A 399-nucleotide genomic window follows, 5' to 3' on the forward strand; every position below is an offset into this window, starting at 1 on the left:
CATAATCTTTTAACCCCACATCGATACCAACAGAAGAACCTGTTTTTTCTACTGGTTGCACTTCTGTTTCTGTAAGAATAGACACAAAGTGCCTACCGCTTGGATTTCGTCTAATCGTGGCATTTAGGATACGTCCTGACACTTCACGACTTTTGGCAAATCTAACAAAACCGAGCTTCGGTAACTTTATTGTATGACCTACAATGGCGATATTATGATTTGTACATTTTGTTGTATAGGATTGTATTTTATTCTTTTTAGACTTGAATTGTGGCATATCATTTTGTTTCTTGAAAAAACGTGAAAAAGCATCTGCGAGGTTTTTCAATGAGGATTGAAGAGCGGTACTATCTACTTCTTTTAACCAAAGCGTATCTTGTCGTTTTTTTAATTGCGTAA

Annotated in this window: 1 protein-coding gene; it reads right to left on the minus strand. The window is 35.8% G+C overall.

What is annotated here, in order from left to right; translation table 11 throughout:
* The coding region (locus tag MR065_RS27180) for an RNA-guided endonuclease TnpB family protein (RefSeq protein ID WP_242215748.1) at positions 1–399 on the minus strand (399 nt) is incomplete at both ends.

The sequence above is a fragment of the Bacillus cereus group sp. BfR-BA-01383 genome, assembly GCF_022663495.1.
GTDB lineage: Bacteria > Bacillota > Bacilli > Bacillales > Bacillaceae_G > Bacillus_A > Bacillus_A cereus_AU.